This is a genomic window from Desulfurella multipotens (assembly GCF_900101285.1).
GTDB classification, from domain to species: domain Bacteria; phylum Campylobacterota_A; class Desulfurellia; order Desulfurellales; family Desulfurellaceae; genus Desulfurella; species Desulfurella acetivorans.
Genome location: NZ_FMYU01000002.1, coordinates 1 through 24,685, shown reverse-complemented (window position 1 = coordinate 24,685; position 24,685 = coordinate 1). Strand labels below are relative to the sequence as shown.

The following is a 24,685-nucleotide window of genomic DNA, read 5'->3' as shown; positions in this document are numbered from 1 at the left end:
AAGTAAATTTAAAAAAATTGTAATAAAATTTATCGCTTATTGCAAGGTGTTTTGTGTTCTAAAAATAATTTGTAACTTTTTGAAAAATCACGATATATAGGGTCATTGTAGCTTTTATGACAAACAACACACTGACCAACTTCATAAATTTTTACAAGCTCATCTTTATTAAAAGCTCTTTCACCTTTTACAGGAAAACTTTGCATTTGCCTGCCATGCTCGTTGACTATCATATCAAGCGGTACATCGCCTAAACCACTTGCTTTTGCATCACATGTAGGCGTAAATTTAAACTGTTTAGTATATGGATTAAAGCTCAAATTACCCGTCCCAAAGCCCATTGTACTAGGATTATGATGACAATCTTCACAACTTCTAGATTGTAATTGTGTTGTGTGTGGATCTATTGTAGCTACACTTAAACCCTTAATTTGTTTAACAAATTTAAAGTCTTTATTAAAAATAGTGATAAAATCCTGGCAACCAGGTTCAACTGGCATAACTTTCCCATGCGGGTCAAATGCCAGCTGAGGTGTTTCAAAACGCACATAGCTATTTAGCTCAGCATAAGCACCAGGTGTGTCTTTGTACTTTATCCAATTAAGTTGTTTTAGACCTTCAAAATTGACAATATGGCAACCATAGCACTGTGGCGCCCATGCAGAATGACAAGCTTGGCATGATAAATTTTTATGCCCAGCAAATGTATGATAGGGTTTATTATTTACAAGCGGAATCGGTATTGCTTTGCCTGTTTCTTTACTAAAAAATATAGCTTTGCCGTTAATCTTTTGAACATTGTAAATTATCTGACCTGTGCGTTCCTCTAAAGCTGCATAATCACCTGCTTTTAATGGCACTTTACCATTAAGAAAAGCTAATTTCAAAGCCAATGAATTTGGAGGCACTTGTACAAAATGAGGTTCATGGCAGTCTTTACAGGTAATTCCTACCTGTTGTGTCATGTTTTTGTAGTGAAGACCAAGACCCATTGTATCAGACATTGTATGGCAATCAATACAACTCATATGTGCTTTAGTATAATGAACATCGCCTGGCAAATCTAAATAATACCTATCTGGGTTACCTAAAATATTATAATGTGATGGACCACCATCCATAAATGGTGTGCCATATTCTTCTGTTTCATAGTGACCAAAGTACGATAAACCAATTCTACCTGATCTGTTATGGCACTTTACGCATGTTGCATCGCTTATATGCATGGTTAGCTCTACATGAGGATTTCCTTTAACCCACTTAGCATGGCAATCAAGACAGCCTCCACCACGCTCTTGTATTTCTTTTGTAGGACCCTGACCGTAGGGTTTATATAAATGACAGGCTCCACAGTTTTTTTCATAATATTGAATAGCTTTATTTTCTTTAAATTTTCCTTCGTATAAATCTTTAACAGTAACATCACTTGAAAGATTATCCGTGTAGCCAAATTTATGTAAAACTGCAGAAATTATTCCCCTATTTGTTGCCATAAGTGAAGTTTCTACTTCCTCAACCTGCTCTTTATGACACTTACCGCAGGTTTGGGCAGCATACCTTAAATCTGCTGGGTTTTTAATCAAACCTTTGTGTGCTTGGGCTTCATTTGTTGTATAAGGATTGCCGCCATGGCACACAACGCATCCTATCTGGTCAACCGGGTGAGCCTTATCCATATGAATATCTTTATGGCATACAAAGCAGGATTCCTTTTGAGGATTTACATGTGGTTTTTGACTTTGCCTGTACACTGCTATAAATAAAATCGCTATAGTTAACACAACAAGTATTACTATTGTTTTTTTCATTGTCTAAAAATCATTATATAAAAAATCATAATAAAATACAAAACAAAACCAAATAAAAATAAACGCTTCAAGATATGGCCTTTTTGAGTTGGCAATAAAGCAAAAGACAGTAAACCAAAAAAAGGAAGTATTATACCCGCAATAAAAGGAGCTATATATATCAAGCTTTCCTGTATTGGCCAAAAAAACCACGGACCCCATATAATTGGTCGTTTTGCACTTGATACTATATCAAAAGGAGCACTGATAGGTAGCAGAGCACTTAGTAAAACTGTTACAAAAAAAGCTATCAGTGTATTTTCAAAGTTTGTAAACATGCGCTTTATATGGTAATAATTAAGTAAGATAAGTATAATAGGTAATATACTAATATGGTAAAAATAAAAGTACAAAGAAGGATACTGCTGAGAGTAAAATAAGCTGGCAATGTACTGACCAAAAAAAGGCACAGATAAAATAATATGCTGCATAATAAGCGAAGCAGAATCACTTTCATTGTTTGCTCTCAGCACAAAGCCAGTAAACATTTCAAAAAAAGAAACTACAAGTATTGCAGCCAAAGCAAACCAATATACATACTTTTTGCCTACATAATCATCTATTTGCACATGCCATATCGTATGAATAAGTAGAAAAATAAAAAAAAGCTCACTTGAATAAAAGTGAGCTGAGCGAATCAACCATCCATACCTATAGGCATCTTCAATCAAAAACATACTATTCTGTGCTGTTTCAAATGTTGTGGGATCATACCTATAAAGCAGCATTACACCAGATATTATTGATATACCTAAAAAGGCCAGCGTAAGCCAGCCAATATAATATGTAAAATCCTGTTTTTTGAACATTTAAACGGAATCAATTGTCCTTTTAACTATATCTAGCGTATCATTTTTTAGTTTTTCTAAATTTTCTGGACTATTTGCTTCAAATCGTAGTACAAGTGCAGGTTGCGTATTGCTTGAGCGCACAAGCCCCCAGCCGTTTTTTGTATTGAATCTTATACCATCAATTGTTATTATATTTGTTATAGCATATTTTTCTTTGTTTTTTATATAGTAATCTTCAATTTCTTTTGTAACTAATACTTTTTTCTCTTCTGGGCAGTCTATTCTGATTTCTGGCGTATTAAATGTTTTTGGCAAATCATTTTTCCACTTTTGTAAATCTATGCGCTCTTTTGCCAAAATTTCAAGCAATCTCAATGAAACATATATAGCATCATCATAACCAAAATACCTATCGGCAAAAAATATATGCCCACTCATTTCACCGCCAAGCAAAGCTTTTTCTTCTTTCATTTTTGCTTTAATTAAAGAGTGGCCTGCTTTCCACATAATAGCTTTTCCACCTGCTTGCTCAATTTTGTCATATAACACTTGAGAACATTTAACTTCGCCAATAATTGTTGCGCCTTTGTGTTCTTTTAAAATATGCTGGGCAAAAAGCAACAATAGTTGGTCTCCATACATAGTTTCTTCATTTTTTAATATAACACCTATTCTATCAGCATCTCCATCAAAGCCAATGCCAATATCAAAAGAATTATCTTTTAATGTTTTTTTAAGTTCTTTAAGATTTTCCTCAACAGTTGGATCTGGATGGTGGTTTGGAAATGTACCGTCTGGTTCAATAAAAAGGCCAATAACATCAAAATCCAATTCTTTAAGTATGGGGTAAGCTATAAAACCACCTGTACCATTACCTGCATCTAACACAACTTTCGGCTTATTTGGCAATTCTTTTAATTGTCTAAATTGGTTCAACATGTATGTTGTATAATCTTTTATTATATCGTATGTGCTAAATTCGGGCTTTCCAATTTCAATTACATCTGTAGATTTCATAATTTCTTTTATAGTTTGAATTTCTTCACCAAAAATAGTATTTTTGCCAACACTTAGCTTAAAACCATTATACTGGGGTGGGTTGTGGGAGGCAGTTATCATTATACCGCCATCAACATGCAAATTAAACAGCGAAAAATACGCAACAGGCGTAGCAACAAGGCCTATATCTATAACTTTTACTCCCCTGTAATTAAGCCCATAGCACAAAGCATTAAATAATTTTTTTGAGCTAAGCCTTGCATCATAACCAATACTAACTGTTAAGTCTTCTTTTTTAAAAGCTTTTTTTAGATGCGCTGCAAATGCCTGCCCAAGTGTGCAAGCAAACTGCTCATCTAAATTTTCACCCACTATCCCTCTTATGTCATATTCTCTAAAAATACTATCGTCAACTATCATTTTTTGCCCCACTTTTCCAATATTAAAGAAGCGCATTTTTTACCAGAGTTTAGCATACCGCCAAATATAGGACCCATTCTGTGAGCACCAGAGCAAGCATTTGCAGCCATACCGCACACATAAAGACCATTGTATATTTCTTTTGTATGGTTAACTGTATCTTGTTCTCCAACATCTGCCCACATGGGTTTTTCACCAGGCACACCGCCTGAATCTGTATTTAGCTTTACACCAGCTTTTCTAACAAGTGTTTGAGCTAAATGTGCATCGTGGCCCGTGGCATCTACTGTAAAGCTTGCGCTAACAACTATGGGGTCAACTGGCAAACTCGCCATATTAACGGTTGTCCAGTTTATTACAACGCCACCTACCCTGTATTGCCCATCAACTTTTTTTAGCACTACATCTTCTATTTCTATACCATTAAATATTTTTACGCCAGCTTTAACTGTTTTTGATATGAGTGTTGAAATAGCTTCTATAGAGTCTGCTGTATAGTAGTTTGGCTCATATAAAACTGTTTTTATATCAAACTCATCAAGTATAGCTTTTCCATCTTCCTGGACAACTATCTCATTAAACATCATTGCACCACCCCACATACCGCCACCTACAGATAATCTTTTATCAAATAGTGTAACTTTAAGGCCGTTTTTTGCAAGCTCATAACCGCAAATTAACCCTGCAGGACCACCGCCAACAATAACACAATCGCAATCAAGCTGTGATAATAATTTTTGACTGTAGCGCTCAATAATCGCCTTAGAAATAATTCTTTCATCCAATGCCATAATCTATCCTCCTATCTAATATTCTCCCACATAAAACACTCCATATGGACTAAATTCACTGCCATAGACTTTTTTAAGCACTTCTTTGTTTTGCGTTATAAGCACACCTTTTGATTTTTGTGGTATGTATATTGGCAAATTTGATTCTTTTTCAACATAATACAATAAATCTAAATGCACATTATTACTCATAACATATTTTGCTTTATTTTTCAAAATTATGCTTGCTATCTTTTTACCATAAACCGACACATCAGGCATATAGCTAGCCTTATAGGGTACATATACCATACTATAAGCTGCCTTTGCACAAATCATAAATACAACAATATACATGTATTGCTCTAGCGCATATTTTTTGGATAGTTGGTATAAAAATACAACCACAAAAACGCTAAAAATTAGCAAGATTAAATAGTTTGATCCTTTAGCAAATAAATAGCCAAATAAAATTGCACCGCTAATTAGAATAATTGTAAAAATAGCAACTAATTTAAGATAAAAACTATCTATATTTACTTTATAAAATGATGCCAAACTTGCAAAAAAAGGCACCAGAATTAAATAATTCTCAAATGGCAAAATCCACATTAAAAAAAATACTGCAATACTTCCATTTAATGCAAACCTGTAAAGCCTGGTATCGTATTTTCTAAAGAAATTTTTAATAAAAATTGACCATGGTAAAAGCAAAAAAAATGCTATAAATGGAAAAGAAATCAAATGCCCCATATAATTTTTAAAATCAAAAGATTCTAAAAAACCCAAAAAAAACGAACCCACAAGGTAGTGAATACTATTTATATTTAAACCATACAAAGCTATACCAAAAAGGCTTAAAAATAATATTAAAATAAGAGCTACCAGATGTTCTTTTATGCTTATTAGTTCTTTATTTTTTTCTAAGACAGCTAAGCAAAGCAAAATAACATAAAACAAAAAAATCGCACTTAAGCCCAATGTTAAAAAAGCCAATACTAGCCATACTTCAAAATTTTTTTGTCTGAAATATACTTTTATCAAAGCCATAAACAAAAAAAATACAGCGCTTGGATACAAAGAGTAAGTATTGACTGATAATAGCACAATTACAGTGGTTAAATAAATAGATGCAAAGTAAAATGGATCTATACCTTCAAACTCATTTTTTAAAATAAATGGCAAAAGTGCAGTTAAAATTACAAAGACAAACTGACCAAATCTTGCTTGCCATTGATTTTCACCAAATATTTTAAACAATATGCTTGTATAGTAAGCACCAAGTGGAGGTTTTTTGAAGTAAGGCTTACCCAGTACTGTTTGCCATTTATAATTGCCACTTTTGTTCATCTGCAAACTTATTATAGCATTTTTAGCTTCTTTATAACTAAAATCCAGCTTACCTAAATTAAAAAGATTTGCTATTAGATAAAGTGCAAAAAAAACGGCCAATACTTGTTTGGGCATTAAAAATTAATAAATAAATCTTCTCTAACTAATACTGCAAGTTGATCCAAAACCTTTTGTTGCACAGAGTTTTTTGCTATTTGAAGTGCAATTTCTCTATTGTTTGCTTTAAAATCTGCGAAACTTGTCAATAATTTATTCAAAATCAAAGCTTTTCCGTCTCTGTCTTTTAGTGTCAAACTTATTGTTATCATGCATCTATAAACTATAGGCAACCCTTCGCTATTAAAAAGAGATGGATCAACCGAATAACTTGTTATATCTGTTTCCAAATAACCCTGTGCATGTAGTTTTTGATCTACAACCTTTATATTATGTGCAATTAATTCATTAATTATGGATTTTTTTAAATATAGAGCAATATCTGGATTTGATGTAGAATTCTTTGGTGTTTCAACATATACAGTTTTTATACTATCAATTACTGATGAGTGTGTGGCTGCACGATAGCCACACGAAGCTAAAATAAACGGAATAACAATTAAAAATATTATTTTGAAAAAGTTTTTTATTTCCAAAGTAGCTTTTTTCATACAATAATGTTTAGGATCTTGTTTTTAACATACACATACTTTTTGATTTCTTTGCCTTCAAGGTGTTTTTTTACTTTTTCTGAGTTTAGCGCAAGCTTTTCAACTTCTTTTTGGTCTGCATCTTTAGTGGTTTCAACTGTATCTCTGAGTTTTCCATTTATCGTAATTGCAATTTTAACTGTATCTTTGGTTGCATATTCAAGCTCAACTTTAGGCCAGCTTTGAGAAAATACAATTTCACTATGACCCAACATTTCCCAAAGCTCGCAAGCTAAATGTGGCACAAAAGGGCTAGCCATTATGGTTAATTTTTCAAGTGCTTCCTTGAAGTAGCCAAGTTCATCTTCTTCAGGGTTAAAACTATATAAAAAGTTTACAAATTCCATCAATTTAGCAATTGCTGTGTTAAAATGATAGTTTTCAATATCGTTTGTGACTTTTTGCACGCAAGAGTTTATCTCATAGAGAAGCTCTTTAATGCGAGGCGTCAGTGTACCTTGCAAAGGTGCATCTTTGACTTTGAAAGCATAATTTGCAATAAGCCTATAAAGCCTATTTAAAAATCTAAATGAGCCTTCAATGCCTTCATCAGACCATTCTAAATCTTTATCTACAGGTGCTGCAAACAGGATAAATAACCTGGCAGTATCTGCACCGTAAGTGTTTACAATATCGTCTGGATCCACCACATTGCCTTTGGATTTACTCATTTTAGCGCCATCTTTTATAACCATTCCTTGTGTTAACAAGCGCTTAAATGGCTCACTTGACTCAACATAGCCAAGATCCCTCAACACTTTTGTAAAATACCTTGCATATAGTAAATGCATTACCGCATGTTCAATGCCGCCAATGTATTGATCCACATCCATCCAGTATTTAACTTTTTGTTTGTCAAATATATCTTTATCGTAATCAGGAGAACAATACCTCAAGAAATACCAGCTTGATTCTACAAATGTATCAAAAGTATCTGTTTCTCTTTTTGCTTTTGCACCGCATATTGGACAGGTAGTATTTACAAAACTCTCTACTTTTGCCAATGGTGAACCACCAAAACCTGTTATCTCTACATTTTCGGGTAACTCAACAGGTAAATTTTCTATGCTTTCTGTTACTACACCGCAATTTGGACAATAAATAATTGGAATTGGAGCACCCCAATAGCGCTGACGAGACACGTTCCAATCCCTTAATTTGTATTGATAAGCTTTTCTTGCTAGGTTCTTACTCGCAAGGTGTTCAACAATTTTTTCTTTAGCCAATTCATTTTGCAAACCATTAAACTCTCCTGAATTTACAAGAAATCCACTATCAACAAAGCTGCTTTTCCAGGTTGTTACATCTTTGCTTAAATCTTCGCGGTAAATTACAATCTTTTTTGGTATGTTAAATTTAGTTGCAAACTCAAAATCCCTTTGATCGTGCGCTGGCACACCCATTACAACGCCTGTACCATACTCCATTAAAACAAAATTAGCAATATAAAGTGGCACAATTTCACCATTAGCAGGATTAACTAAATTAATACCGCTATATATGCCGTCTTTTTCTTTATCGTAATCTTTTTTTATGTCCAGATCAACTATCATTTTTTCAACATAATCCAATATATTTTTGTCCTTTACAATCTCTTTTACCTTTGGGTGTTTTGGCGATATACTAACGAATGTTACACCAAACAATGTATCGGGTCTTGTTGTAAAAACTTCTAAGTACTCATCTGATTTTTCAAACTTGAATTTGATAAAAGCACCTTCACTTTTTCCTATCCAATTTATCTGTTGGCTTAAAACCCTACTTGGCCATCCTTGTTCTAATAATTTAATATCTTCTAACAATTCATCTGCATAATCTGTAATTTTAAAATACCAGCTAAAGATAGTTTTTTTAACAACTTCGCTATCGCATCTCCAACATTTGCCATCTTCTACCTGCTCGTTTGCAAGCACAGTCTGACAGTGTGGACAGAAATTAACTTCTGATTCCTTTCTATATGCCATACCGCGTTTAAACATTTCTATAAATATCTTTTGTTCCCATTTATAGTATTTTGGATCACATGTAGCAATTATTCTGTCTTTATCATAAGAAAAGCCAAGTTTTTGCAATTGACTGAGCATATAATCCATATTTGCGTAAGTCCATTTTGCAGGATGAATCTTTGCATTAATTGCTGCGTTTTCTGCAGGCAAACCAAATGCATCAAAGCCTATTGGGTGCAATACGTTGTAGCCTGTATAACGCTTAAAACGAGCTATAACATCGCCAATTGTATAATTTCTAACATGTCCCATATGAATTTTACCAGATGGGTAGGGGAACATTTCCAAACAATAGTATTTTGGTTTTTCATCAAAATCTACAGCTTTATTTAAGTTTAACTTATCCCAGATTTCCTGCCATTTTTTTTCAATAACACTTGGATTATACTTTTCCATAAGCTACCTCAACACTGCTCCTAAATGTGCATCTTGAACAAGCCTTGCATAACGGGCCAAATAACCCGTTGTAATTTTGGGTGGCTTTGGCTTAAAATGTTTTTTCCTTTCTTCAATTACTTTTTCATCCACAAGCAAATTAATTGTTTTTTCTGGTACATTAATTTCTATTAGATCACCTTCTTCTACTAAACCAATAAGTCCCCCTTTTGCAGCTTCAGGTGATATATGGCCTATAGATAAACCTCTTGTTGCACCGGAAAACCTGCCATCAGTAATTAAAGCTACTTTTGTATCAAGACCCATGCCTGCTATTGCGCTTGTTGGCTGAAGCATTTCTTTCATGCCTGGACCACCCGCTGGACCTTCATATCGAATAACAACACAATCGCCTTCTTTGATCTGTTTGTTAAATATTGCCTTTGTTGCTTCTTCTTCACTATCAAAGACTCTGGCTTTCCCGACAAAATGGTCCATTTTTGCAGATACGCCAGATTGCTTTAGTACTGCACCAAATGGTGCCAGGTTACCTTTTAGTATTGATAATCCTCCTTTTGGATAATAAGGCTTATCAACTGGTCTAATAATATTATTATTTTTAACCTTTGCGTTTTTGTAGGAGTCATAAATTGTAGCGCCTGTTACAGTAATGCAGTCTCTTTTTATTAAACCAATGCTATCAAGTCTACTCATAATAGCCATCACACCACCTGCATTGTCAAGATCTTCTAAGTGGTATGGCCCAACTGGACTAAATGAACACAAATCGGGTGTTTTATCGCTTATTTCATTGAATATATCAAGAGAAAGCTCTATATTTGCTTCTTGAGCAATGGCAAGCAAATGAAGCACAGTGTTTGTAGAACATCCCATTGCCATATCAACTGCAATGGCATTTTTTATACTATCAATTGTTATTATATCCCTTGGTTTTATATTTTTTTCCACTAGTTCAACAATCTTAGCACCTGCAAGCTTTGCAAGTCTTACACGTGCTGCATACACAGCAGGTATTGTACCGTTTCCAGGCAAACTCAAACCTAAAGCCTCGCTTAAGCAATTTATAGAATTTGCAGAATACATACCAGAACAAGACCCACATGAAGGACATGCTATATTTTCTATTTCTAATAACTCTTCTTCGTTTATGCTACCAGAAATGTATTTTCCTACAGCTTCAAAAGCCTGCGCCAAATCTATATCTTTACCCTGGTATTTACCGGCAAGCATTGGACCACCGGATATCATAATTGTTGGTATATTAACCCTGGCTGCTGCCATCATCATGCCAGGTACAATTTTATCACATGCAGGAAGTATCACAAGTCCATCAACTGGATGTGCATTTACCATAATTTCTACAGCATCTGCAATATTTTCCCTTGATGGCAAAGAATAGTGCATCCCTAAATGACCCATTGCAATACCGTCATCTACACCTATGGTGTTAAATTCAATAGGTGTTCCACCTGCCATATAAATACCTGCTTTAACAGCTTCAACAAGCGTTTTTAGGTGCACATGACCAGGCACTATATCGTTTGAAGAATTGGCAATAGCAATAATTGGCCTTGAAAGTTCTTCATCGGTAAAGCCATCTGCTTTAAACAAAGATCTATGTGGTGCCCTTTCTGGTCCCTTTAACATAATATCGCTTCTTCGCATACTTTCAACTCCTTCAAAAAATACAATTTTGTTAAAATTATAACTTAAAAAATCTTTGTGTCAAATAATATAGGTTTTAAATACTTGACTTATAAGAGTGTTAGTATATTTTAGTAATGTGATTGCTTTACTTACTAGCAAGTCAAGGGGGTGCAAATGAAAGGATTTATTTTCTACAATCCAACACAGATTGTTTTTGGCGAAGATCAAACTAAAAAAATAGGTAAGTATATAAAAGATAAAAAATGCTTATTATTGTATGGTGGTGGGAGTATAAAGAAAAATGGAATATACGATAAAGTTGTAGAATCGCTAAATAAATATAACGTATCATTTGTTGAAAAATCAGGCATAAAACCTAACCCGGTGCTTTCATTTGTTTATGAAGCAATTGAATTTGCTAAAAAAGAGCAGGTGGAAGCTATATTGGCCGTTGGTGGTGGTAGCGTGATAGATAGTGCAAAAGCTATAGCAGCAGGTTTTTATTACTATGGTGATGTTTGGGATTTTTTCATTGATAAAGCCCAAATCAAACAAGCTTTGCCCATTTATACAGTTTTAACACTTGCAGCTACTGCTTCGGAGATGAACTCAGGCGCTGTTATAACAAATGAAAAAACAAAGCAAAAATTTAATATAAGAAGCGATTGTTTGTTTCCAAAGGTTTCCATACTGGACCCAATAAATACATACACGGTACCAAAAGACCAGGTGGCAAATGGCAGTGTTGATGCTATTGTACATTTACTTGAAGGCTATTTTACAAAAAAATATCCAAATACACCAATTCAGGATGGTTTTGTTGAAACACTTGTAAAAACAATTATTTCATCAACAAAAGAAATCTTAAAAGAACCGGCAAACTATGACGCAAGGGCAAATTTCATGTGGTCTGCCACACTTGCTTTAAACGGCTTAACCACAGCAGGTATTGGTGAATACGCATTTCCAAATCACATGATTGGCCACTCTTTATCTGCGCTTTTTGATATAGCTCATGGTCAAAGCCTATCTATTGTTTTTCCTGCCTGGCTTAAGTATAATAAAGACACTTTAAACAATAGACTTGAGCATTTTGGTAAAGAGGTCTTTGGCGTAAAATCGCCGGATAAAGCAATAGAAGAACTGGAAATCTATTTTAAAGCAATTGGAGCACCAACAAAACTAAAAGATGTTAATCTATCCGAAGCTGACATTGAAGCTATTGCACAAAATGCTATTTCTCTTGCTAAAAAATGGGGTCTAAATGATTACAGTACAGAAAAAATCGCGAGTATTTTAAAATTTGCATTGTAAGGAGGCAAAGTATGGAGGTAAATGCAAATACTCAAATAGGCATAGATGTTTTAAAAAAAGCCATTGATGCAAATAAAACTCAGGTAAGCAACCTGTTGAAAATGCAGCAAAATGCCCAAGACAAGCTAAATACTCAAATTCAAAAAAACGACACAGTGCCAAAATCCAACGTAATAGGGAGTTTGTTTGACAAAAGGGTATAGTAAAAGCTAGTTTATAAATGGATATATAAAAATGCTTGATTGTAGTGTTGAGCTTTTAATTAATAGTGCTATAACTGCGCCAAAAGCTGGTGGCAAAGATGATGTAATTGTTGTTAATTTAACTGATAATGAGAAAATTAAACTCATACTTGATGCAATGGTAAAAATTTCTGAGCGTACTAATTTTAGCTTTTATAAAAGAGATTCAATTACATGTCAAAACATAAAACAAATAATATTTGTAGGCGCAAAAGACTATTACCACAACTATAATTGCGGTTTTTGTGGGTTTGAAACCTGTGATTTGTGCAAAAAAAACGGTGCCTTTTGCGCATTAACCATAACCGATTGTGGTATTGCGCTTGGTTCTTTAGTTAAACTTGCAAGTATTTTGGGCATCGACAATAGAATAATGCTATCACTTGGAAAAGCTGCCATTGAAACCGGTGTTATAAAAGGTGCTGTTGCAGTTTACGGTGTACCTTTGTATGTCAGCTCAAAAAGCATATTTTTTGATAGAAAATATTGAATTTATTCTAAACTACACTGTAAATAGTAATATTTTTCAGAATCTTTTATAAAATCAGTTTTTAATTTAAAACTTCTATCATACAAAGGACATGACGTAACGATTGTATGAAATTCACCAGCTTCGCCTGCTAGATCAATGTGCGGATTTTCGTTTAAAAATCTATATAAATCGTCTTCTGTTTCAAAAGTGTATCCTAAATATTTTTTATCAAGCTTAAATTTATCGCAAGCAATTATACTGTATTTAAATCCGCAATCCAGCATTTTCTTGACTAAAATTTTACTGTCTTGTTTCCACAGTGGTTCTAAAAACTCTTTGTTTGATCTTTTAGCAAGTTCTCTTAGCCAATCGTAATGAGACTCCAAGTAAATATCTCCACTTATAATCATATCAATATCAAGTGCTTTTAAAAATTCTACAAATTGTTCCTGACCATTTTTCATATCAAATATTAAAAGTTCTTTTTTGCATGATTTCGCTAAAAGTTTTAGAGCATTTAAGTTTTCATAATGAACAGATAAACCTACTGTAGTCTTTAGCAGCAAAAAATACTTGACATAAATATCGTTTTTTTGAGCTAAATAAGTGGCAAAGAGACCGTCTTTGCCACCTGAAAAAAATGATATAGCTTTCAAATTTAATTAAGATGCTGCTTCTACTTTTACAAGTTCAATTTCAAAATTAAGGTTTTTACCAGCCAAAGGATGATTACCGTCAAGTGTTAGCTCTTCTTCGTTTTTGTCAATTACACTAAATAGCACTACACTGCCATCGGGCTGTTGACCTTGAAGTCTATCTCCAATTTGAGGATCTAGGTCTGGAGGTAGTTGAGATTTGTTAATTACAATAACACGCTCATTGTAGTATGGCCCGTAAGCTTCTTCAGGTTTTAGTGTAAATGATTTTTTTTGCCCTTCTTCTAAGCCAATAACTGCTTCTTCAAAACCCGGTATTATAGTCCCATCACCTATTATAAACTCCAAAGGGCTTGATTCAATAGATGAGTCAAAAACACTACCATCATCTAATTTTCCTACATAATGTACTAATACCTTGTCGCCTTTTTGCGCAATAGCCATGAAACACCTCGAAATATAAAAATTTATTTAGAAAATCACTCACCAAATGTTATAACTACAAAACCCAACTGAGAGTTTGTACTCATGATGGGCACTATAAGATAAGACAAACCGGGTTGAAGTTGCTTTATGGTAATTTCTTTGTACTTTGCAAAGTCTTCCGGGTAAATTTTGTCAAATTTTTCACCTTCAAATTTCTTATTTGTACCAACAGTTATCTTACCATCTCTTACCAAGTTAATGTCTTTGAAACCTTTTTGTCTTACAAGCTCATTAAAGCATTCATTAATTATCTGATTATTGTTTGACTCAATAGCATTTTTTACAAAATAACTAAGGGGTACAGCTACACTTTTCATAAGTGAATCGGTTTTTGCTTTTTGTGAAGCTTCAAAATTAGCATTCATCTGGGCAATTTTGTTTGAAAATGCCAGCTCTTGTGCTTTTTTAAATGAATTTAGCTTAATAGAGCCATAAAAATACACACCTACAATACATAGTATTAATATTAAAATCACAATATAACATATCTTTTTTGATTCCAAGAGATAACCTCCTTTTCATTTTAGTATATTTAATCTTTGCAAAAAAGTCAAGTGCAAAAATAAAATTGACAAATCACAAAACGATATGTAAAATCCTTAGCGTTATGAGTATTTTTCATGCCATTGTTTTGGGTATTGTAGAAGGCGTATTGGAATTTCTGCCTGTGTCTGCTGCTGGAAACCTCACTCTGGTTGGCAAGTTACTGGGCATACCTTCAAGTGATTTTATTAAAATATATGAAATTGTTATGCAGCTTGGCGCTGTTTTTGCTGTGCTCATTCTTTACGCAAAAAGACTTTTAGTGGATATAAAAACACTAAAAAAGGTAATTTATGCATTTATACCTACAGGTATTTTAGGATTGATCGTATACAAACCTGTAAAACACTATTTATTGTACAATGATAAAATTACCGTAATTTCTCTAATTATAGGCGGCATTATAATTATAGCTATTGAATTATCCAAAAAGAAACCTACTATTTACAAAATAGATGATCTTAGCACAAAAAAAGCTATTTTGCTTGGCTTTATCCAGGCCCTTGCCTTTATACCTGGCGTATCGAGGTCTGGGGCAACTATTGTAGGCGGTATTTTGCTTGGTATGGACAGAAAAACATCTGTGGAATTTTCATTTTTACTTGCGATTCCAACGATTCTAAGTGCTGGTTCATACGCATTATTAAAAGATCATGCTCAAATTTCACATAGTGACTTTTTGGCTATGGGCGTAAGTTTTGTGACTGCCTTGATATTTGCAATCATTAGTGTCAAAACTTTTTTGCGCTTTATTTCAACAAACAATCTAATGGCTTTTGGTTTTTACAGGATTATAGTGGGCATTGCTTATTTGGTGTTTGCTTAAGAATTGGCTACCCAAAAAGAGTAGCCAAAATTTCTACAGATTTAGAGTTTCGTTTGGTTTTAAAATTACTACTTCACATGGAAACTTCACAGCATTCTTAAATTCCTGCGGGTCTGCTTTAATTATATCCCATGTGTTATAGTGTATAGGAAGCACTTTCTTTGGCTTTAAAAACTCAACTGCTTTTGCAGCATCTGTTATTCCCATTGTAAAATTGTCGCCAATGGGTAAAATCGCAAGATCAAGACCATTTTCGCCAATTAATTGCATATCCAAAAACAAGCCCGTATCGCCTGAATGATAAAATTTTTTACCATCAAGTTCAACAACATAACCACATGGGTTTCCTGTATAGATTATTTTATCTCCCTCTATTACACTGCTACCATGATGTGCTATTGTAAGCTTTACCCAAAATGAATCGCTAAACCTATGCGCACCACCTATGTGCATGGGATGGACTTTTGCGGCACCTTTTGATTGACAATACATTGCAAGCTCAAATGGCGCAATAATTGTAGCTGAATTTGCTTTTGCAATTTCAAGTGCATCTCCTATGTGATCTCCATGACCGTGTGTAAGTAAAATGTAGTCTACTTTCACATCGCCTGGTTTAATAGTTGCCTGCGGATTACCTGTTAAAAAAGGGTCAATAATGATAGAAACGCTTCCTTTTGCCATAACTGCCGCATGGCCTAAATAGGTAAGTTGCATAAAGCACCTCCTTTATATTTTTCTGCTGCCTGGCTTTACAAGTGGTATATTTTCTTTACACAAAGGACAATTTTCAGGCTCGTAATTTACAATATTGAGCCTTATTAGCGGAAAGTAATCTAGTTCTGTCTTAAATCCTCCGCCTCTATCAACAAGCGCACCTATACCAACTATATTGTTAGAGTACTGTTTCGTAACTTCAATAGTTTCATAAACGCTTTTCCCAGTTGTAACAACATCTTCTACAACTAATACCCTTTCATTCTTTTCTATAAAAAAATTGCGCTTTAGTGTTAGTACATTATCAACGCGTTCTGCAAAAACACTTCGAGCGCCAAGATGTCGCGCAACTTCATATGAAACCAAAATTGCCCCCATAGCAGGACCAATAACGACATCTATTTTGGCGTCTTTAAAATGCTCTGCAATAGATGAGCATAGTTTTTCTGCATAATCTGGATATTGAAGCACAAGTGCAGATTGCAAATAATATTTGCTATGCAAACCACTTGTCAGCTTAAAGTGACCTTCTAGATAAGCACCACATTTTTTGTAGATATCTAAGGCTTCTTCTTGTGTTAACATTTAATCTTCTCCTTTCATATTTTTAATACAAGCAATGGCTGCCTGTTTTGGGTTTTTGGCTTTTATAATTGGTCTTCCAACCACTATATAGTCTGCTTTGTTTTCTATGGCAAACCTTGGTGTGCTTGCGCGTTTTTGGTCATCTTTTGAGTTATCCATCCTGATGCCAGGTGTAACTACCACGATATCATCACCAAGCTTATCTTTTAAAAGTTTAGCCTCAAAAGGCGAAGCAACAAAACCTCTAAGGCCAACTTCATAAGCATTTTTAGCCAAACCAAAAATTGCCTCTTCAATAGGCTTTTCTATAAACATACCATTTGTTAGACTTTCTTGATCCATACTTGTCAAAATTGTAACACCAAGAAGCATTGCACCGGATTTTCCAAATTTATCTTCATAGCGCTTTTTTCCAGAAATAGCTGCTTCTATCATTGATTTTGCACCTATTGTATGTAACGTAAGCATGGATGCGCCCATTGCACAAGCCTGATAAACAGCCAGCTCAACTGTGTTTGGTATATCAAAAAATTTTAAATCTAAAAAAAACTTTTTATCTTTTGATTTTAAATAATCAATAATCTTAAAACCATACCCGATAAACGGTGCAAGCCCTATTTTGTAAATAGAAACTTCATCGCTAAGCTCATCAACAATCATACATGCATCTTCAAATGTATCAACATCCAAAGCTACAATCAGCCTATCTTTCATATTTTTCTCCTATGCAGTCAAGTATTGCGTTTACAATGGCTTTAGATACATCATCACCGAATTCTTTTGCAATTTCTACAGCTTCGTTTATAACAATGCTTTTTGGCAAATTGGTGTATAATAACTCAAATGCTCCAACTTTGAGTATGCTTTTATCAAGCTGATTGAGTTTTTCATACTCTTTTGAACAATTTTTTATGCATTCTTCAAGTTTTTCTTCAACTTTCAATATACCATCTACAAGCATACCTAGCTCTTCTTTTTCCAAGTCTTTTTTAATTTTTGTTAAATTACACAAAAAATCAGAGAATGCAAATGAATCATTGAGCGTTTTTGCATATAAGAATTTCATTGCTTCGCTTCTTATTGTCCGCCTTGACATAATTTATTATATTGCTTCAAAAAGATTAATCATCTCAAGCAAAGCAAGTGCTGCATCAAAACCTTTATTGCCCATTTTTGTGCCAGCGCGCTCAATTGCCTGATCGATTGTGTCTGTTGTCAACACACCGTAAGATATTGGCATTTTGGCTTTTTGAGCTATTTGAGCTATGCCTTTTGTAGTCTCCTGTGCAATAAAATCAAAATGAGGCGTAGCTCCTCTAATAATTGCGCCAAGGCATAATATACCATCAAAATCTTTTTCTACAATTTTTGATAACAAAATAGGTATTTCAAATGCACCTGGCACTTTATAAATAGTTAAATTGTCCTTGCTTCCGCCTTCACGCAAAATTGCATCAATTGCACCCTCAAGCAATTTATCAGATATAAAACTATTAAACCTACTAACTATGATTGCTATTTTTTTATTTTTTGCACTAAGCAAACCTTCAACATAATTCATACATAACTCCCTAAACTTTATTTAACATGTGTCCCATTTTAGTTTTTTTAACAGACAGGTAGCATTTATTAACATCATTTGGCTCAATTTCTATCGGCACTCTTTCTACTACTTCCAGACCATAGCCTTTTAAAGCTACGATTTTTTTAGGGTTATTAGTCATAAGCCTCATTTTTCTAACACCTAAATCTACAAGCATTTGCGCGCCTATGCCATAGTTTCTCAAGTCCGCTTTAAAACCTAACTTTTCATTTGCTTCAACTGTATCGTATCCTTCATCTTGAAGCTTATAGGCTTTAATTTTGTTTGATAAACCTATACCTCTGCCTTCTTGCTGCATGTATAGCACTACGCCTTTACCTGCTTTTTCTACCATTTTCATAGCAGTATGCAATTGGTCACCGCAATCACATCTTAAAGATCCCAAAATATCGCCAGTTAAGCATGAAGAATGAACCCTAACAAGCACAGGTTCATCGGGACTTATGTGACCTTTTACGAGAGCCACATGCTCATAATTATCTATAGAATTAGTATAAACAATAATTTCAAAATCTCCATATTTTGTAGGCAGATGTGCACTTGCCTGCCTTTTTATGAGTTTTTCTGTGCGCATCCTATATTCGATAATGTCTGCAATTGTAGCAATTTTAATATTATGCTGTTTTGCAAACTCAATTAACTGCTCAGTACGTGCCATAGTGCCATCTTCATTCATAATCTCACAAATCACAGCAGCCGGGATCAGACCTGCCATTTTGGCTAAATCCACGCTACCTTCTGTGTGGCCTGCCCTTACCAATACACCGCCTTTTTTTGCAATAAGCGGAAATACATGACCGGGCTTAACAAAATCTTCTGGTTTTGCATCTGGCTTTATTGCTGTTTGTATTGTAAGCGATCTATCCGCTGCAGAAATACCTGTAGTGGTACCATGTTTTGCATCAATTGAAACAGTAAAAGCTGTCCTGAATGGATCTTCGCTTTCTACCATCAAGTCCAGACCCAATCTATCCAAAATTTGTTTTTCGGCAGGAAAACAAATAAGACCACGCGCATATTTTGCCATAAAATTTATAGCTTCAGGCGTAGCAAATTGGGCAGCTATGACTAAATCGCCTTCGTTTTCTCTGTCTTCATCGTCCACAAGGATTATCATCCTGCCTGATTTTATTTCTTCTATTGCTTCCTGTGTGGTACAAAATGCACTTTTTAAGCTTGCTGGAAGATTTTTGTTGTCTTCGTATTTGAGAGATTTAAGCGTTGTATCAAAAACATCAGTTTTTGTTTCCATAATCATTTCACCTCTTTTAAATTCTTAAGATACTTTTCTATAAATTTTCCAAAATAATCAGCCTCAATGTTTAATTTATATGCTGGTTTTCTAAATTTCAATGTTGTATTCTCAAATGTATGTGGAATCACTGCCACCTCAAAATAATTTTCTGTTAAATTAGAAACGGTAAGACTCATGCCATCAACACATACAGAACCTTTTAAAATTACATAGTTATTTATATCTTTTGGCAATTGAACTCTTAAAATGTAAAATTCTCCTGTGTTTTTTATTGATAATAGATTTGCCGTACAATCCACATGGCCAAGTACAATGTGACCAGATAGCCTATCTGAAAGCTTTAAAGCCCTCTCCAGATTTAAATACTCACCAACACTTGCATATTTTAAGTTTGTTTTATCCAATGTTTCTTTTGATACATCAGCCCAAAAACCTTTATGTTCAAGTTTTGTACATGTCAGACAGGCTCCGTTTACAGCAATAGAATCACCCATTTTTAAATCATCCAAAACATGTGTTGCTTCTATGAATAGACTTAAACCACCGCTTTTTTCTCTTATTGATTTAACTTTACCAACTTCTTCTACAATGCCTGTAAACATTAAAAATAGCCTTCAATAATTATATCATCGCCAATTTTTTTGCAATTGTAACTTTTCAAATTTTTTACTTCAGAAAAATCTGATGCTGCTTGAGAGCCAATTACATTAAAAGCACCATATGAACCAGTAATTTTTGGCGCATAAAATAAGTGTACTTTATCATATAGATTTGCATTCAAAAATGATCCATGAATGCGAGACCCACCTTCAACCAAAACACTGCAAATATCTTTTTCAAGTAATTTTTTTGATAAATCAATCAAATCTATACCATCAGACGTTGAAGCGCACTCCAAAATATTTACACCCATAGATTTTAGTATGGATTTTTTATTTGAATCACTTGAAACAGTTGTTGCTATATATATATTTTGAGGCTCAAAACCGAATATTCTTGCAGAAAGCGGTATTTTTAAAAAGGCATCAAGCACAATGCGCTTTGGTTGCCCGCAGCGCTTTAACCTGCAGTTTAAAAGCGGATCATCCATTAAAACTGTGTTTATACCTACTAAAACGCCATTGTATCTACTTCTTAGCCTATGCACATACTCAAGTGATTTTGTGGAAGTTATATATTTTGACACACCGCCTTTGATGGAAATACATCCGTTTAAGAGCATTGCGGCTTTCATTGCATAAAAAGGTCTTTGTTTTGTAATGTTGGTAATAAATATTTTATTTAAATCACGACATTCTTTTTCAAGTATGCCGCTTACAACCTCTATGCCATGAGATTTTAAAAATTCAGCACCACCACTTGCAGTTTTATTTACATCTAACATACCAATAACAACGCGCTTTATATTAGAATTTAATATAGCAATAGAGCATGGTGGTGTTTTGCCATAATGATTGCAAGGCTCAAGCGTAACATACATCGTAGCACCATCAAGCATGGTTTTATCTTTTACGCTTTTTATGGCAACCACTTCTGCATGATCGGTCCCAGCTTTTTTGTGATAACCTTTTCCAATGATCTTACCATCTTTTACGATAACAGCGCCAACAGCAGGATTTGGGCAAGTTTTATATAAGCCTTTTTTTGCAAGCTCTATAGCTTTTTTCATGAACAACTCATCTTTGTCCATAGATTAGAAAATACTAAACTATCAAAACTTTGTCAAATTTTACAAAAGTATGGTTTTTTATATATTCACAGAGTCTTTAAGAATTTTATAAATAACACTCATAGCCAATGAATGCCATCCTGAAGCGTAAGCGAAGTTAGTCATCCTGAAGCGTAGCGAAGTTAGTCATCCTGAGCGTAAGCGAAGGATCTACTTGTGAGATTCTTCAGTCACTTACGTGACCTCAGAATGACCGTTTGGGTGTCATCCTGAGGGCGCAAAGCCCGAAGGATCTATAAAACTATTAAAAATATATACCATTAATCACCCGATTAATCCTTGTACATAACATTTTTATTACATGATTTTTTTACTTGACAATTTAAAAAGATTATTGTATTAGTAAAATTAGCGGTTTGACAGTAAGCAATATTGGATTTAGATTTGTCAAAAAGTCTGTCAATAACCAAGCTCTTTTAAAAGAAAATAGGCGCTATCCCCTACAAATTTGAATGCAACAAAAATGTTTTTAAAACAAAAGAATCGTTATGTCTAATATAAAAGTATCAAATTTAAGAATGCTGTTATCATAACCTTTATAAAAGGTGGCTGGTTGCATTCTTTCCCGTTTTGAAGGGAATTACGACACATTAGATACATTCCAATCGTTTAACGGTTGATTGAAATTCTTGTTGCATTCTTTCCCGTTTTGAAGGGAATTACGACTGTATACTTTCTGCAATCTTGTTTTTTATTCTCTTCCTTGTTGCATTCTTTCCCGTTTTGAAGGGAATTACGACTAGATCGTATCAACAAGATACAACCTACCCGAAAAAAAATTTCCCCGTTGCATTCTTTCCCGCTTTGAAGGGAATTACGGGCGTTTTTGCGCAAAGCTAGTTATTGGCTTTGTTATCAATATAAAGCTTGCTTGTCTTTCCTATTTTGAATGGAAGTTATAATTTTTTCGTCATCCTGAAGGCGCGTAAAGCCCGAAGGATCTCATAAACATTAAAAAAAGTGAGTAGATTCTTCGCTAGCGCTTAGAATGACACAAACATTAAAAAAGTAAAGAATAGGTTTTCGCTGAAAGCTTTTCGAATGACACTCCTTTTCTCGTCATTCTGAGAAAGCGTTAGCTTTCGAAGAATCCCATTGCTTAAAAAATACCAAATACAGATTCTTCGCTTACGCTTCAGAATGACACAAAATACGCTTTAAAATAACAAAAAACTATTTATAAAATTTTTATATTTTTATATCAATAAATGGTAAATTTAGGTGCTGTTTTTTGTTTTGTTTTGAAGCCAGACTTGAAGCAAGACACACTGTATTGTTACCAAAGCGAGAGTTTATTTTATCCAAAGCTTTATAGATGCGCTCTATTTTTTCAATTTTTACTGTGTCTTCAAAAAGATCCTGCTGGGTTTTTTCTGTGAGATCAGATAATACTATACCTGTTTGCCTATAAAACAAACCTTGCGTGTATATTTTATTAAATGCTTCTTTTAGCGTGTTGGTAAGCATTATAGGAAGATTTGTAGGAATGGATAAAGCAACTTTTATAAAAGATACCTGGAAATCGCTCGTCTTTAAAAACACAGTAAGTTTTTTGGCAAAAAGCCCATGCCTTCTTGCCTTGTAAGAGGCAAGTTCCAGGTTTTTTACAAGCTCTGAAAAAATAAAACTTTCTTTGTTTGATGGTGCAAAACTCTGGGCTTTGCTTATAGATTTGTTTGGAAGCTTTGGAATAAATTCTATGCTTTGTATGCCCTTTAACTCATTGTAGGTTTGAATGTAGGGCTTTGAGAGGTATCTTTTTAAAAAGTTTTCGTCCTTTTCTACAAACTCTAAAGCTGTGCGTATATTTAGTTTTTTTAAAAGGCTTGCCGTATTTGGCCCTATACCCCAAACATCTTCTATGGGAGTATCTTTTAAAAAAATATGTATCTGGTTTCCTGGGATTAGAGTTATACCGTATGGTTTTTTGAGCTTTGAGGCTAGCTTTGCGAGTGTCTTTGTAAGGCTAATGCCAATCGATACGCTTATATTTAGCTCTTGCTTTATGGTGCTTTGAATACTTAGCGCAATTTCTTTATATGTTTTTGAATGCAGCCTCCTTAATCCTGTTAAGTCAACAAAGGCTTCATCTATTGAATATTCTTCTATAAGCGGGGAAAAGCGCTTTAGTATTTCAAACATCCTGACAGAAAACAAACTATAAGTTTCATAGTGAGATTCAAGCACGATCAAATCCCTGCAGATATTTTTTGCCTGATTTAGCCTCATTCCCCTTTTTATGCCTTTTTGCTTTGCTTCATAGCTTAAAGCAGTAATAATTCCTCGCTCTTTGCCAACTGCCACACACTTACCTTTAAGCGATGGATTTAAAGCTTGCTCACAGGCAACAAAAAATGCATCTGCATCTATGTGGGCTATAGCGCTACTCCATGTGTGAGTGCAGATTACTTTACCTGTATTTTCTTGCAACACCCACCACCACCCCTGCTATAGTAAGCTCACTTTTTGGCTTTATAGGCTTGTAATTTTTGTTTGCAGCAATCAGGATATATGAGCCATTTTCTTTTGATAAATACTTCATAGTCCAGTTATTGTCAACGCATGCAATTACTATATCGCCTTCTTTGGGCTCAATGGACCTATCCACAATTACAAAGTCTCCTGGCATAATGCCTGCTTCAATCATTGAGTCTCCGCTAACTTTGAGCAAGAAAGAAGAATTTGGGTTCTTCACAAGCAATCTGTCTATAGATATAGTATCTAAAAGCTCTTCTTCTGCCGGGCTTGGAAAACCTGCTTCTATGTTTCCAAGCAGTTTTATACTAATAGGCTTTAGCGTAATATGGCGCTCTTCTTTTTTAACAAGGCCTAAGTGTTCTAATTTTGCTATAGTTTTAAAAACTGCATTTTTTGATTTAACATTAAATAAAACGCTCATTTCTTTGTAGGTAGGCATCCTATTATTTAACCTATAAAACTCTACAATCTGTCCATAGCGCTTTTGTAGCAAGTAATCAAACTCCATACAATGTATTATAGTGAACAATCGTTCACTATCAAGATATTTTTAATTTTTACCGCAAATTTATACTGTGCAAATCAAATCTTTCTTTACATTTTGCCATTTGTGTGTTTTAATTAACAAAAAAACCAGAGGTTTTATGCAATCTTCAAGCGACCTTACATTTATTACAAATGAAAATAATCAAAGTCTACTTGATCGCTTTAAAGTACTGATAAAAGATGCAAAATATTTTGATTGTCTTGTGGGTTACTTTTATACAAGTGGTTTTTATGCATTGTATAAATCACTCAATGAAACTGAGAAAATAAGAATTTTAATAGGCATTGGCACATCAAGCGAAACTTACAATTTAATAAAAG

26 protein-coding genes are annotated in these 24,685 nt (G+C 34.2%); 5 read left to right on the top strand and 21 right to left on the bottom strand.

The annotated features are described in order from the left end of the window. Nucleotides 1-29 precede the first annotated feature (29 nt). From BLQ93_RS01345 to ilvD, 8 genes are read right to left on the bottom strand one after another with little or no spacing between them, the layout of a single operon-like run. Complete coding sequence (locus tag BLQ93_RS01345; protein ID WP_092127643.1) at nucleotides 30-1,808, bottom strand: hypothetical protein; 1,779 nt, start codon at nucleotides 1,806-1,808, stop codon at nucleotides 30-32. After that, nucleotides 1,805-2,656, bottom strand: a complete 852-nt coding sequence (locus BLQ93_RS01340; protein WP_025392731.1) for a cytochrome b N-terminal domain-containing protein — start codon at nucleotides 2,654-2,656, stop codon at nucleotides 1,805-1,807. The genes BLQ93_RS01345 and BLQ93_RS01340 overlap by 4 nt, the downstream gene beginning before the upstream one ends. After that, nucleotides 2,657-4,057 carry a phosphomannomutase/phosphoglucomutase gene (locus BLQ93_RS01335; RefSeq protein WP_092127642.1) on the bottom strand — a complete coding sequence of 467 codons (1,401 nt, stop codon included), beginning with the start codon at nucleotides 4,055-4,057 and terminating at the stop codon, nucleotides 2,657-2,659. Beyond that, the gene (locus BLQ93_RS01330; RefSeq protein WP_092127640.1) at nucleotides 4,054-4,848 is read right to left on the bottom strand and encodes a sulfide-dependent adenosine diphosphate thiazole synthase; all 795 of its coding nucleotides are present in this window, start codon (nucleotides 4,846-4,848) and stop codon (nucleotides 4,054-4,056) included. Before BLQ93_RS01330 ends, BLQ93_RS01335 begins: the two co-directional genes overlap by 4 nt. 15 nt (nucleotides 4,849-4,863) lie before the next feature. Then, nucleotides 4,864-6,294 carry an ArnT family glycosyltransferase gene (locus tag BLQ93_RS01325; protein ID WP_092127639.1) on the bottom strand — a complete coding sequence of 477 codons (1,431 nt, stop codon included), beginning with the start codon at nucleotides 6,292-6,294 and terminating at the stop codon, nucleotides 4,864-4,866. After that, nucleotides 6,294-6,827 (bottom strand): LPS assembly lipoprotein LptE, encoded by a 534-nt coding sequence (gene lptE, locus BLQ93_RS01320; protein ID WP_025392735.1) that lies wholly within the window; start codon nucleotides 6,825-6,827, stop codon nucleotides 6,294-6,296. Before lptE ends, BLQ93_RS01325 begins: the two co-directional genes overlap by 1 nt. After that, nucleotides 6,824-9,268, bottom strand: coding sequence for a leucine--tRNA ligase (gene leuS / locus BLQ93_RS01315; protein WP_092127637.1), 2,445 nt, complete (start codon nucleotides 9,266-9,268; stop codon nucleotides 6,824-6,826). Before leuS ends, lptE begins: the two co-directional genes overlap by 4 nt. 3 nt (nucleotides 9,269-9,271) lie before the next feature. Further along, nucleotides 9,272-10,933, bottom strand: a complete 1,662-nt coding sequence (ilvD, locus tag BLQ93_RS01310; protein ID WP_092127635.1) for a dihydroxy-acid dehydratase — start codon at nucleotides 10,931-10,933, stop codon at nucleotides 9,272-9,274. A gap of 156 nt (nucleotides 10,934-11,089) precedes the next feature. Here ilvD and BLQ93_RS01305 point away from each other — a divergent pair, with 156 nt between their 5' ends. From BLQ93_RS01305 to BLQ93_RS01295, 3 genes are read left to right on the top strand one after another with little or no spacing between them, the layout of a single operon-like run. Beyond that, on the top strand, nucleotides 11,090-12,229 hold the full coding sequence (locus tag BLQ93_RS01305) for an iron-containing alcohol dehydrogenase (protein ID WP_092127633.1): 1,140 nt from the start codon (nucleotides 11,090-11,092) through the stop codon (nucleotides 12,227-12,229). Between the two features lie 11 nt (nucleotides 12,230-12,240). Then, nucleotides 12,241-12,432, top strand: a complete 192-nt coding sequence (locus BLQ93_RS01300; protein WP_025392739.1) for a putative motility protein — start codon at nucleotides 12,241-12,243, stop codon at nucleotides 12,430-12,432. A gap of 31 nt (nucleotides 12,433-12,463) precedes the next feature. Next, nucleotides 12,464-12,961: a DUF2148 domain-containing protein gene (locus BLQ93_RS01295; protein WP_092127631.1), complete on the top strand. Its 498-nt coding sequence runs from the start codon at nucleotides 12,464-12,466 to the stop codon at nucleotides 12,959-12,961. 2 nt (nucleotides 12,962-12,963) lie between these two features. On the opposite strand, the gene BLQ93_RS01290 is transcribed toward BLQ93_RS01295, so the two are convergent. The 3 genes from BLQ93_RS01290 to BLQ93_RS01280 are packed head-to-tail and all read right to left on the bottom strand — an operon-like array spanning nucleotide 12,964 to nucleotide 14,561. Continuing rightward, on the bottom strand, nucleotides 12,964-13,599 hold the full coding sequence (locus tag BLQ93_RS01290) for a PAB0415 family putative ATP pyrophosphatase (RefSeq protein ID WP_092127629.1): 636 nt from the start codon (nucleotides 13,597-13,599) through the stop codon (nucleotides 12,964-12,966). Between the two features lie 6 nt (nucleotides 13,600-13,605). Beyond that, on the bottom strand, nucleotides 13,606-14,043 hold the full coding sequence (locus BLQ93_RS01285; protein ID WP_025392742.1) for an FKBP-type peptidyl-prolyl cis-trans isomerase: 438 nt from the start codon (nucleotides 14,041-14,043) through the stop codon (nucleotides 13,606-13,608). 35 nt (nucleotides 14,044-14,078) lie between these two features. Then, the gene (locus tag BLQ93_RS01280) at nucleotides 14,079-14,561 is read right to left on the bottom strand and encodes a hypothetical protein (protein WP_159427461.1); all 483 of its coding nucleotides are present in this window, start codon (nucleotides 14,559-14,561) and stop codon (nucleotides 14,079-14,081) included. A 131-nt stretch (nucleotides 14,562-14,692) separates the two neighbouring features. Between BLQ93_RS01280 and uppP the strand changes: the two genes are divergently transcribed. Then, nucleotides 14,693-15,454, top strand: a complete 762-nt coding sequence (gene uppP, locus BLQ93_RS01275; RefSeq protein ID WP_025392744.1) for an undecaprenyl-diphosphatase UppP — start codon at nucleotides 14,693-14,695, stop codon at nucleotides 15,452-15,454. A 33-nt stretch (nucleotides 15,455-15,487) separates the two neighbouring features. Here uppP and BLQ93_RS01270 read toward each other — a convergent pair whose 3' ends face one another. The 10 genes from BLQ93_RS01270 to lexA all read right to left on the bottom strand — a co-directional run bounded on the left by BLQ93_RS01270 (nucleotide 15,488) and on the right by lexA (nucleotide 24,326). After that, nucleotides 15,488-16,168 carry a metal-dependent hydrolase gene (locus tag BLQ93_RS01270; protein WP_025392745.1) on the bottom strand — a complete coding sequence of 227 codons (681 nt, stop codon included), beginning with the start codon at nucleotides 16,166-16,168 and terminating at the stop codon, nucleotides 15,488-15,490. A 12-nt stretch (nucleotides 16,169-16,180) separates the two neighbouring features. Then, nucleotides 16,181-16,753 carry an orotate phosphoribosyltransferase gene (pyrE, locus tag BLQ93_RS01265; RefSeq protein ID WP_092127625.1) on the bottom strand — a complete coding sequence of 191 codons (573 nt, stop codon included), beginning with the start codon at nucleotides 16,751-16,753 and terminating at the stop codon, nucleotides 16,181-16,183. Next, nucleotides 16,754-17,467 (bottom strand): orotidine-5'-phosphate decarboxylase, encoded by a 714-nt coding sequence (gene pyrF, locus BLQ93_RS01260; protein ID WP_092127623.1) that lies wholly within the window; start codon nucleotides 17,465-17,467, stop codon nucleotides 16,754-16,756. Further along, nucleotides 17,457-17,849 carry a transcription antitermination factor NusB gene (nusB, locus tag BLQ93_RS01255; protein WP_092127621.1) on the bottom strand — a complete coding sequence of 131 codons (393 nt, stop codon included), beginning with the start codon at nucleotides 17,847-17,849 and terminating at the stop codon, nucleotides 17,457-17,459. The genes pyrF and nusB overlap by 11 nt, the downstream gene beginning before the upstream one ends. A gap of 6 nt (nucleotides 17,850-17,855) precedes the next feature. Then, the gene (gene ribH, locus BLQ93_RS01250; RefSeq protein ID WP_025392749.1) at nucleotides 17,856-18,314 is read right to left on the bottom strand and encodes a 6,7-dimethyl-8-ribityllumazine synthase; all 459 of its coding nucleotides are present in this window, start codon (nucleotides 18,312-18,314) and stop codon (nucleotides 17,856-17,858) included. Nucleotides 18,315-18,324: 10 nt separating this feature from the next. Next, entirely contained in the window at nucleotides 18,325-19,473 is a 1,149-nt protein-coding gene (locus BLQ93_RS01245) for a bifunctional 3,4-dihydroxy-2-butanone-4-phosphate synthase/GTP cyclohydrolase II (RefSeq protein WP_051438209.1), read from the bottom strand. 137 nt (nucleotides 19,474-19,610) lie between these two features. Next, entirely contained in the window at nucleotides 19,611-20,213 is a 603-nt protein-coding gene (locus BLQ93_RS01240; RefSeq protein WP_092127619.1) for a riboflavin synthase, read from the bottom strand. Beyond that, entirely contained in the window at nucleotides 20,213-21,301 is a 1,089-nt protein-coding gene (gene ribD, locus BLQ93_RS01235) for a bifunctional diaminohydroxyphosphoribosylaminopyrimidine deaminase/5-amino-6-(5-phosphoribosylamino)uracil reductase RibD (protein WP_092127617.1), read from the bottom strand. The genes BLQ93_RS01240 and ribD overlap by 1 nt, the downstream gene beginning before the upstream one ends. A gap of 1,227 nt (nucleotides 21,302-22,528) precedes the next feature. After that, nucleotides 22,529-23,773, bottom strand: a complete 1,245-nt coding sequence (locus tag BLQ93_RS01230) for a DNA polymerase IV (protein ID WP_092127615.1) — start codon at nucleotides 23,771-23,773, stop codon at nucleotides 22,529-22,531. Beyond that, nucleotides 23,751-24,326 carry a transcriptional repressor LexA gene (gene lexA, locus BLQ93_RS01225; RefSeq protein ID WP_092127613.1) on the bottom strand — a complete coding sequence of 192 codons (576 nt, stop codon included), beginning with the start codon at nucleotides 24,324-24,326 and terminating at the stop codon, nucleotides 23,751-23,753. Before lexA ends, BLQ93_RS01230 begins: the two co-directional genes overlap by 23 nt. A gap of 136 nt (nucleotides 24,327-24,462) precedes the next feature. Between lexA and BLQ93_RS01220 the strand changes: the two genes are divergently transcribed. Then, the coding region (locus tag BLQ93_RS01220) for a phospholipase D-like domain-containing protein (RefSeq protein ID WP_143338653.1) at nucleotides 24,463-24,685 on the top strand (223 nt) is incomplete at its 3' end.

Excerpts from the sequence above, each read along its gene's own strand:
- BLQ93_RS01270 (WP_025392745.1), bottom strand. The coding sequence starts at position 16,168 with ATGCAACTTACCTATTTAGGCCATGCGGCAGTTATGGCAAAAGGAAGC.
- ribD (WP_092127617.1), bottom strand. The coding sequence starts at position 21,301 with ATGGACAAAGATGAGTTGTTCATGAAAAAAGCTATAGAGCTTGCAAAA.
- ilvD (WP_092127635.1), bottom strand. The coding sequence starts at position 10,933 with ATGCGAAGAAGCGATATTATGTTAAAGGGACCAGAAAGGGCACCACAT.
- BLQ93_RS01240 (WP_092127619.1), bottom strand. The coding sequence starts at position 20,213 with ATGTTTACAGGCATTGTAGAAGAAGTTGGTAAAGTTAAATCAATAAGA.
- pyrE (WP_092127625.1), bottom strand. The coding sequence starts at position 16,753 with ATGTTAACACAAGAAGAAGCCTTAGATATCTACAAAAAATGTGGTGCT.
- BLQ93_RS01345 (WP_092127643.1), bottom strand. The coding sequence starts at position 1,808 with ATGAAAAAAACAATAGTAATACTTGTTGTGTTAACTATAGCGATTTTA.
- BLQ93_RS01285 (WP_025392742.1), bottom strand. The coding sequence starts at position 14,043 with ATGGCTATTGCGCAAAAAGGCGACAAGGTATTAGTACATTATGTAGGA.
- leuS (WP_092127637.1), bottom strand. The coding sequence starts at position 9,268 with ATGGAAAAGTATAATCCAAGTGTTATTGAAAAAAAATGGCAGGAAATC.
- BLQ93_RS01305 (WP_092127633.1), top strand. The coding sequence starts at position 11,090 with ATGAAAGGATTTATTTTCTACAATCCAACACAGATTGTTTTTGGCGAA.
- nusB (WP_092127621.1), bottom strand. The coding sequence starts at position 17,849 with ATGTCAAGGCGGACAATAAGAAGCGAAGCAATGAAATTCTTATATGCA.
- BLQ93_RS01335 (WP_092127642.1), bottom strand. The coding sequence starts at position 4,057 with ATGATAGTTGACGATAGTATTTTTAGAGAATATGACATAAGAGGGATA.
- BLQ93_RS01300 (WP_025392739.1), top strand. The coding sequence starts at position 12,241 with ATGGAGGTAAATGCAAATACTCAAATAGGCATAGATGTTTTAAAAAAA.
- BLQ93_RS01295 (WP_092127631.1), top strand. The coding sequence starts at position 12,464 with ATGCTTGATTGTAGTGTTGAGCTTTTAATTAATAGTGCTATAACTGCG.
- BLQ93_RS01330 (WP_092127640.1), bottom strand. The coding sequence starts at position 4,848 with ATGGCATTGGATGAAAGAATTATTTCTAAGGCGATTATTGAGCGCTAC.
- uppP (WP_025392744.1), top strand. The coding sequence starts at position 14,693 with ATGAGTATTTTTCATGCCATTGTTTTGGGTATTGTAGAAGGCGTATTG.
- BLQ93_RS01340 (WP_025392731.1), bottom strand. The coding sequence starts at position 2,656 with ATGTTCAAAAAACAGGATTTTACATATTATATTGGCTGGCTTACGCTG.
- BLQ93_RS01325 (WP_092127639.1), bottom strand. The coding sequence starts at position 6,294 with ATGCCCAAACAAGTATTGGCCGTTTTTTTTGCACTTTATCTAATAGCA.
- lptE (WP_025392735.1), bottom strand. The coding sequence starts at position 6,827 with ATGAAAAAAGCTACTTTGGAAATAAAAAACTTTTTCAAAATAATATTT.
- lexA (WP_092127613.1), bottom strand. The coding sequence starts at position 24,326 with ATGGAGTTTGATTACTTGCTACAAAAGCGCTATGGACAGATTGTAGAG.
- pyrF (WP_092127623.1), bottom strand. The coding sequence starts at position 17,467 with ATGAAAGATAGGCTGATTGTAGCTTTGGATGTTGATACATTTGAAGAT.
- BLQ93_RS01245 (WP_051438209.1), bottom strand. The coding sequence starts at position 19,473 with ATGATAATCCTTGTGGACGATGAAGACAGAGAAAACGAAGGCGATTTA.
- ribH (WP_025392749.1), bottom strand. The coding sequence starts at position 18,314 with ATGAATTATGTTGAAGGTTTGCTTAGTGCAAAAAATAAAAAAATAGCA.